Raw genomic sequence first — 6404 nt, 5'->3', positions numbered from 1 at the left:
GACCGCGCCGGCGGCGGGACGACCAGCTCGTTGCGCAGGATCAGCTCGTGCAACTGGTTGAGCTCGGGCCCCGGATCGATGCCGAGCTCGTCGGCGAACATCTGGCGCACGCTGGTGAACGAGGCGAGTGCCTCGGCCTGCCGGCCGGTCCTGGCCAGCGCGATCATGAGCAGCCCCCGGAGCCGCTCACGCAACGGGTGCTCGGCCACCAGCTGGCGCAGGTCGCCGATCACCTCGGCCGACTCACCGAGTCGGATCCGCAGGTCGAGAAGCTGCTCGAGGGCGGTCAGGTAGCGCTCGTTGAGCGCCGACGAGAGCGCGCCGAACGACTCCGCCGGACCGGTCTCGATCGGCCCACGCCAGAGCCGCACGGCGGCCTGGAGTTCGACGACCGCGTCGGCCGGGCGCCCCTGCCCGGTGGCCTCCCGGGCCTGGCTCAGGTGCCGGCGGAACGTGCTGAGATCGAGCTGTTCCTCGGCGAGGAACACCCGGTAGCCGGGCCCGTCGGTCAGGATGACCGACCGCCCGCCTGGAATGCGCTGACGCAGCTCCGAGGCGACCTTACGGACCTGGTGCCCCGCAGTGGCCGGTGGGTTGGCGTCCCACACCGCCTCGACCAGCCGATTCACCGCGATCACGCGATTGGGTTCGAGGAGAAGGCGGGTGAGCACCCGCTCCTGGAGCTGGCCGCCGAGTCGGACCCGGCGCCCTCCGGACCAGACTTCCAGCGGACCGAGAACCCGGATCCGAAGCCCTTTCTCGCCTGCCTCTGGTAGATCAGCAACCGTCACTTTTTGTACCCCCCGTGGTCGCTACGTCGCACCCTTCTGACGGCTCGCCCCACAGATACGATAGTCAACGGTTGATGCTTTGCCCGCCCAGGAGCGCGCTATCCCCGATTTTGGCAACGAGCTCCAGGGCAATTCACTGCGGCGAATTCCGGCGGCCGAATGCTTCCGGAAAAGTCGAGATCACCACCGAATACGACATCGCCGCGAAATCCGGGCCGGCGGTGCCGGAGCGCAACGGAAACCGTTCCGCCCCCACGTCCGGAACGCCGATTCGTCTCTCACCCGGCGCGTACCGCCTCGCGCTGCGGACAGCGCCACCACCGAACGGATCCGGTCCCAGACCCGGTAGTCGTCCCGAGCCCGGCCACGGGCTGCGCCCCTCAGTGGACATGACTCGCCCCGCTCGTGCCCCGGCGGATGCATGCCGGGCCTGATCCCGACGTGGAGATGACTGTTGCGTCCGTCACTCGCCGTCGAACAATGTCCCGTCGTCTGCGTTTGACCGCAGGCTGGTGGCATGTGCACTGATTCGCCGACCCGAACGCAGAGGCATGACGCGCTGATCTGCCGCGACAAGGGCACGTCAATGGGGTGCGGAGGTGGGCCGGCCGGTCATCAATCACCGTTGGATGCCGGCTTGGATGACTTGGATGAGCGCGGTGGTGGCGGGTGGGCCGGGCGGGTCGCCGTAGGTGACGGCGTAGATCTGGCGGGGGCTGTCGGGGAGTTCGGTGGTGTGTATGCCGGGCTCCCGGTGACCGCGGAGGGCGAGGCCGGGCAGGGTGGTTACGCCCATGCGTGCGGCGACCAGGTCCTGCATGACGACCATGTCGGCGCTGACCAAGGAGATGTTCGGGGTGAAGCCCACGCGGAACTGCCGGGCCATGTACGACCAGATGGCGCGTATCGCGGTCGAGCCGCAGTGGGTGCGGTTCTACGACTTCGGTGCCGGCCGGATGCCGCACTTCCTGGCTGAACTCGCCAAGAAGTCGAGCTGACCGCGCCGTCGCGCTGACCGTGACACTCGCCGTCCTGGTCAACGTGGCGCTGGTCGTGGACCTCGGTGGCCCCGGCGATCCGTGAGGTGCAACCAACGCACAGCCGGCCCGCCGACCCGGGCGACGTCACCGGCCTAGGAGCGGACCTCCTCGACCGGTGAGACCTGATCAGGCACGGATATCGGACGGATCCGGTAGCCCGGGCGCAGTCCGGCGAAGTAGACCGCGAGGATGAAGAACACGCCGAGCACGAACAGCGGCTGCCCGAGCGGCCCCGGCAGATGCCCGCCGAGCTGGGTCAGGCGCTGGTCGAGGTACGCGTACAGCACCCCGCCGATCACCGCGCCCCACCGCGTCCCCGCCCCGCCGAGCACCGCCATCACGATCAGTGACAGCGTCAGGTCGGAGGACGCCACGTGCGGTGACGCCCCTCCGACCACCAGCGCGTAGGTCGCGCCGCCCAGAGCCGCCAGGGCACTCGCCACCACAAAGATCAAAAGCTTCAGGACGTACGGCGACAGCCCGATCACCGCGATCCGGCGTTCGTCGTCGCGCAGACCGGTGAGGGTCCGGCCGAGGGGCGCCCGGTCGATCCCGTGCACCACGATCACGACGAGCACCAGGACGGCGAGGGCGAACCAGTACAGGTTCACGGTGTTGGCCACGCCCGCGAACACCGGCGGCGGGGTCAGCGGGAGCCCTTCCTCGCCGCCGGTGAGCCCGCCCGGATCGCGGTTGACCACGATCGAGCCGACCTGGGCGAAGGCCAGCGTGACCATGGCGAACGCGATGCCGGCCGTGCGCAGCGCGACCGATCCGAGCACCAGCCCCAGCAGGGCGGACCCGGCGACGGTGGCCGCGATCGCCGCGCCGAGCGACCAACCGTAGTGCGTGACCAGGATGTCCGAGCCGTACGCTCCGGCCGCGATGAACAGCGCGTGCCCGAACGAGAGCAGCCCGGCCCGCCCGAAGAGCAGGTCGTAGCCGAGCGCGAGGCCGCCGAAGACCAGGCAGACGGCGAGCAGCTGCAGCGTGCCGGGCGAGTTGACCGGGCTCTCGAACAGGCCCGGCACGGTGACGGTGCACCACGGCAGCACGGCCAGAACCAGGGCGGCGACAGCACCCCACCAACGGCGATTTCGCACGACCGTCCACCGGCTCACGACGACGCCACCGCCTTCGCGGAGGACGACGGCCGCAACAAGAGGACAACGGCCAGAAGAGCAACCACGCTCACATCACCCGCTCCGGCCGCGCCGTAGTAGTTGACGAACTGCTGGACCAGAGCGACCGCCACCGCGGCCACGGCCGATCCGGTCACCGAACCGAGTCCGCCGATCACGACCACGATGAAGGCGAAAATCAGCAACGAGGCCCCCTGTCCCGGCGACACCGACCCGAAATACATCCCGCCGAGCACCCCGGCCAGACCGGCCAGCGCCCCGCCCATCGCGAACACCAGGGTGAACGCCGTCCGCACGTTGATGCCCAGCGCACTCACCATGTCCCGGTTCTCGACCCCGGCCCGGATGATCAGGCCGTAGCGGGTGAAGCGCAGGAACGCCAGCAGGGCCACGAGCACGGCGCCGGCCACACCGATCAGCAGGAAGCGGTCGGCCGGCACCGAGGCGCCCAGCACGCCGATCACGCGCGAGGTCCACGCCGGGCGCGGGAACGGCCGCGGGTCGACGCCCCACACCGACTGCAGGAGCGCCACCCCGGCCAGCGACAGCCCGACGGTCACCAGCACCTGGTCGGTCGGCCGGGCGTAGAGCGGCCGGATCAGCACCAGCTCGACGAGCGCTCCGACGGCCGCCGCGGCGGCCACCCCGATCAGGACGGCCAGCGGCAGACTCACGCTTTCCGCGGCCCACCAGCAGACGTACGCGCCGGCCGACAGGAACAGCCCGTGCGCGAAGTTCAGCACCCCGGCCAGCCCGAATACCAGCGACAGCCCGGACGAGATGAGGAAGTACAGCCCGGCCAGGCCGAGTCCGGTCAGCGCCAGCAGCACGACGGTCGCCATGTCACGCCCTCCCGACGCCGAGCAGGTCGCGGGTGCGGCCGGCGTCTCCGAGCAGCGTGGAGGCCGGCCCGCGCCAGGCGACCCGGCCGGCGGCCAGCACGATCGCGTCGGTGGCCAGCCGGCGGACGACGGCCAGGTTCTGTTCGACGAGCAGGATCGGCACGCGGGTCGCCATCCGTTCGAGTACGGCGGCGACCGCGGTCACCACGGCCGGCGCGAGTCCCTTGGTCGGCTCGTCGACCAGCAGCAGCTTGTGCGGGGCGAGCAGCACCCGGGCCAGCGCGACCATCTGCTGCTGGCCGCCCGAGAGGGTTCCGGCCCGCTGCCCGGCTCGCGACCGCAGGTCCGGGAACAGGTCGTAGACCAGGTCATAGTCGGGGGCGGCGGCATAGGTCAGGCGCAGGTTCTCGGCCACGGTCAGGCCGGAGAAGACGCACCGGTCCTCGGGCACGTAGCCGATCCCGTCCCGCACCCGCCGGTAGGGAGGACGCGAGAGCAGGTCGGACCCGGCGTACAAAATCCGGCCGATGGCCGGAACCTGGCCGATGAGCGCTCGCAGAGTCGTGGTTTTTCCGACACCGTTGCGGCCGAGCAGGGCGGTGACGCCGGTCTCGGGCACGTCGAACGTCACCCCCTGCAGGATGTGCGAGCCGCCGAGCCGCACCGACAGGTCGTCGACGCTGAGGATCAAAGGTCCTCCCCTAGATAGGCCTGCTGGACGAACGGATCGGCCATCACCACGGCCGGGGTGTCACAGGCCAGCAGCGATCCGTGGTGCAGCACGGCGACCCGGTCGGCGAGGTCGAGCACGACGTCCATGTGGTGTTCGACCATCAGCACGCTGCGGCCGGTGCCCGCGGTCAGCCCGCGGATCACCTCGGCCAGCGCGGGCACGTCGTCGGCGCTCACCCCGGCCATCGGCTCGTCGAGCAGCAGCACCCGCGGGTCGCCGGCCAGCACCAGGGCGATCTCGAGCTTGCGCTTCTCGCCGTGCGCGAGGTCGCGGGCCGGCGAACCGGCGCGACCGGCGAGCCGTACCTCACCCAGGATCTGCCCGGTCCGGGCCGCGACCTGCCGGTCGATCCCGCGGTGCCAGGGGCGCAGGGCGCCCCCGGCGTGCGCCTGGACGGCGAGGGCGACGTTCTCGGAGACGGTGAGCGAGCCGAAGACGGCCGAGGTCTGGAAGGTGCGGCCGAGGCCGCGGCGGGCCCTCCGGTACGCCGGCAGCGCCGTGATCTCTTCGCCACCCAGCCGGATCCGCCCGCTCACCGGCCGGCGCAACCCGCTGACCAGGTTGAACAGTGACGTCTTGCCGGCGCCGTTGGGCCCGATCAGCGCCACGAACTCGTCCGGCGCGACCGCGAGCGACACCTCGTCTACGATCGGCACCGCGCCGATCCGCCAGGTGACGGCCTCGAGTTCGAGCGCGGGCACCCGGTCAGCCCTTCATCGCGGCGGCCGGCGGCGCCGCGTCGGTGACCTCGCCGGTGCGGCGCGCGGTGACGGTGCCGCCGTCGACGGTCAGCGTGGCCTGGAACATCGGCTGGAGAAGGGCGTGGTCCTCGGACCGTACGGTCAGCGAACCCTTGACCGAGTCGAAGGTATAACCCTCCAGGGAGCCGACCATCTTGTCGACGTCGTCGGGCGATGTCCGCAGCGCGTGCACGATCATCTGCGCGGCGGCGAACCCGTCCGGGTCGAAGAGGTCGGTCACGCCGCCGGGCACGGCGGCCTTCAGCGCCCGGTACGCGTCGTTGTCCGCCGCCCCGTCGAAGTAGTGCGCGATCAGCTGGAGCTTGCCGCCCGCCTGCCCGAAGGTCGGCCACGTGGACCGGATGTCCAGTCCGGTGACGACCTTGGTCGTGGACAGCACGCCCTGCTGGTCGAGCGCCTGCCACATCGCGCTCGCCGTGGTGCCGGCCCACGCCACGAACACCAGGTCGGGCCGGGCCGCCTTGATCTGGCTGGCGAACGGCGTGAAGTCGGTGGCACTGGCCGGAACCGCGATGTCGGTGACCGTGGCGTCGGTCATGACCGCCTTGACCGCCGCCACATTGGACGCGCCGAACGCCGAGTCGGGCGCGAACACGAGCACCTTCTTGCCGGAGCCCAGATAGGCCTTGGCGGTCAGCACGTCCTGATAGGACTGCCGGCCCGACCGGAACGTGTATCTGTTGACCCCGGTGATCCCGTCGGTCGCCGCGGGCCCGCTGATGAAGAGCACCTTGTTCTGCGCCGCCAGCGGGGCGACCTGCAGCGCGACGCCGGAGGCGGTCGACCCGGCCAGGATCTTGGTGCCCTTGCCGATCAGATCCTTGGCCGCCGACACCGCCTTGCCCGGGTCGCCCGCGTCGTCGGCCCAGGTCACGTTGATCTTCCGGTCGCCGATCTTCCCGGTGCCCTTGGTGGCGTAGGACAGTCCGGCCTTGAAGCCGTCCGCGTACTGCCGCCCGTAGCTCGCGAGCGGCCCCGATTGCGAATAGACGATGCCGACGTTCAGGTCCTGGCCGCCGCCGGCCGCCTGTTGAGGGCTGCCGCAGGCCGCCAGGGCGCCCACGGCGAGCAGGGATATGACGGTTCTCCTCATGA

General features: G+C 70.8%; 8 protein-coding genes. 1 reads left to right on the top strand and 7 read right to left on the bottom strand.

What is annotated here, in order from left to right; translation table 11 throughout:
- Together AB0M88_RS42900 and AB0M88_RS42895 are read right to left on the bottom strand one after the other, a co-directional pair.
- Positions 1 to 638 (bottom strand): BTAD domain-containing putative transcriptional regulator (locus AB0M88_RS42900; protein ID WP_364112155.1); only part of this gene is annotated, 638 nt, incomplete at its 3' end.
- A 772-nt stretch (positions 639 to 1410) separates the two neighbouring features.
- On the bottom strand, positions 1411 to 1611 hold the full coding sequence (locus AB0M88_RS42895; RefSeq protein WP_364112153.1) for a LysR substrate-binding domain-containing protein: 201 nt from the start codon (positions 1609 to 1611) through the stop codon (positions 1411 to 1413).
- On the opposite strand from AB0M88_RS42895, the gene AB0M88_RS42890 reads away from it, so the two are divergent.
- The gene (locus AB0M88_RS42890; protein WP_364112151.1) at positions 1610 to 1789 is read left to right on the top strand and encodes a hypothetical protein; all 180 of its coding nucleotides are present in this window, start codon (positions 1610 to 1612) and stop codon (positions 1787 to 1789) included. The two genes, AB0M88_RS42895 and AB0M88_RS42890, sit on opposite strands and share 2 nt — an antisense overlap.
- Positions 1790 to 1923: 134 nt before the next feature.
- Here AB0M88_RS42890 and AB0M88_RS42885 read toward each other — a convergent pair whose 3' ends face one another.
- Genes AB0M88_RS42885 through AB0M88_RS42865 form a run of 5 tightly spaced genes read right to left on the bottom strand, consistent with a single transcriptional unit; the run spans position 1924 to position 6402 of the window.
- Positions 1924 to 2934, bottom strand: a complete 1011-nt coding sequence (locus tag AB0M88_RS42885) for a branched-chain amino acid ABC transporter permease (RefSeq protein WP_364112149.1) — start codon at positions 2932 to 2934, stop codon at positions 1924 to 1926.
- 14 nt (positions 2935 to 2948) lie between these two features.
- Positions 2949 to 3815: a branched-chain amino acid ABC transporter permease gene (locus tag AB0M88_RS42880; protein WP_364112147.1), complete on the bottom strand. Its 867-nt coding sequence runs from the start codon at positions 3813 to 3815 to the stop codon at positions 2949 to 2951.
- A gap of 1 nt (position 3816) precedes the next feature.
- A complete protein-coding gene (locus AB0M88_RS42875; protein ID WP_364112145.1) occupies positions 3817 to 4506 on the bottom strand; it encodes an ATP-binding cassette domain-containing protein in 690 nt (229 codons plus the stop codon).
- The gene (locus AB0M88_RS42870; RefSeq protein WP_364112143.1) at positions 4503 to 5249 is read right to left on the bottom strand and encodes an ABC transporter ATP-binding protein; all 747 of its coding nucleotides are present in this window, start codon (positions 5247 to 5249) and stop codon (positions 4503 to 4505) included. The genes AB0M88_RS42875 and AB0M88_RS42870 overlap by 4 nt, the downstream gene beginning before the upstream one ends.
- 4 nt (positions 5250 to 5253) lie before the next feature.
- Positions 5254 to 6402, bottom strand: a complete 1149-nt coding sequence (locus AB0M88_RS42865; RefSeq protein WP_364112141.1) for a substrate-binding domain-containing protein — start codon at positions 6400 to 6402, stop codon at positions 5254 to 5256.
- Positions 6403 to 6404 lie beyond the last annotated feature (2 nt).

Origin of the sequence: Actinoplanes sp. NPDC051411, assembly GCF_040682075.1 — a bacterium.
Lineage (GTDB): Bacteria > Actinomycetota > Actinomycetes > Mycobacteriales > Micromonosporaceae > Actinoplanes.
This window is presented reverse-complemented; position numbering and strand designations above follow the sequence as displayed.

What these genes read in the sequence shown, in the direction of transcription:
- AB0M88_RS42890 (WP_364112151.1), top strand. Translation starts at nt 1,610, where the DNA reads ATGACGACCATGTCGGCGCTGACCAAGGAGATGTTCGGGGTGAAGCCC.
- AB0M88_RS42895 (WP_364112153.1), bottom strand. Translation starts at nt 1,611, where the DNA reads ATGCAGGACCTGGTCGCCGCACGCATGGGCGTAACCACCCTGCCCGGC.
- AB0M88_RS42880 (WP_364112147.1), bottom strand. Translation starts at nt 3,815, where the DNA reads ATGGCGACCGTCGTGCTGCTGGCGCTGACCGGACTCGGCCTGGCCGGG.
- AB0M88_RS42865 (WP_364112141.1), bottom strand. Translation starts at nt 6,402, where the DNA reads ATGAGGAGAACCGTCATATCCCTGCTCGCCGTGGGCGCCCTGGCGGCC.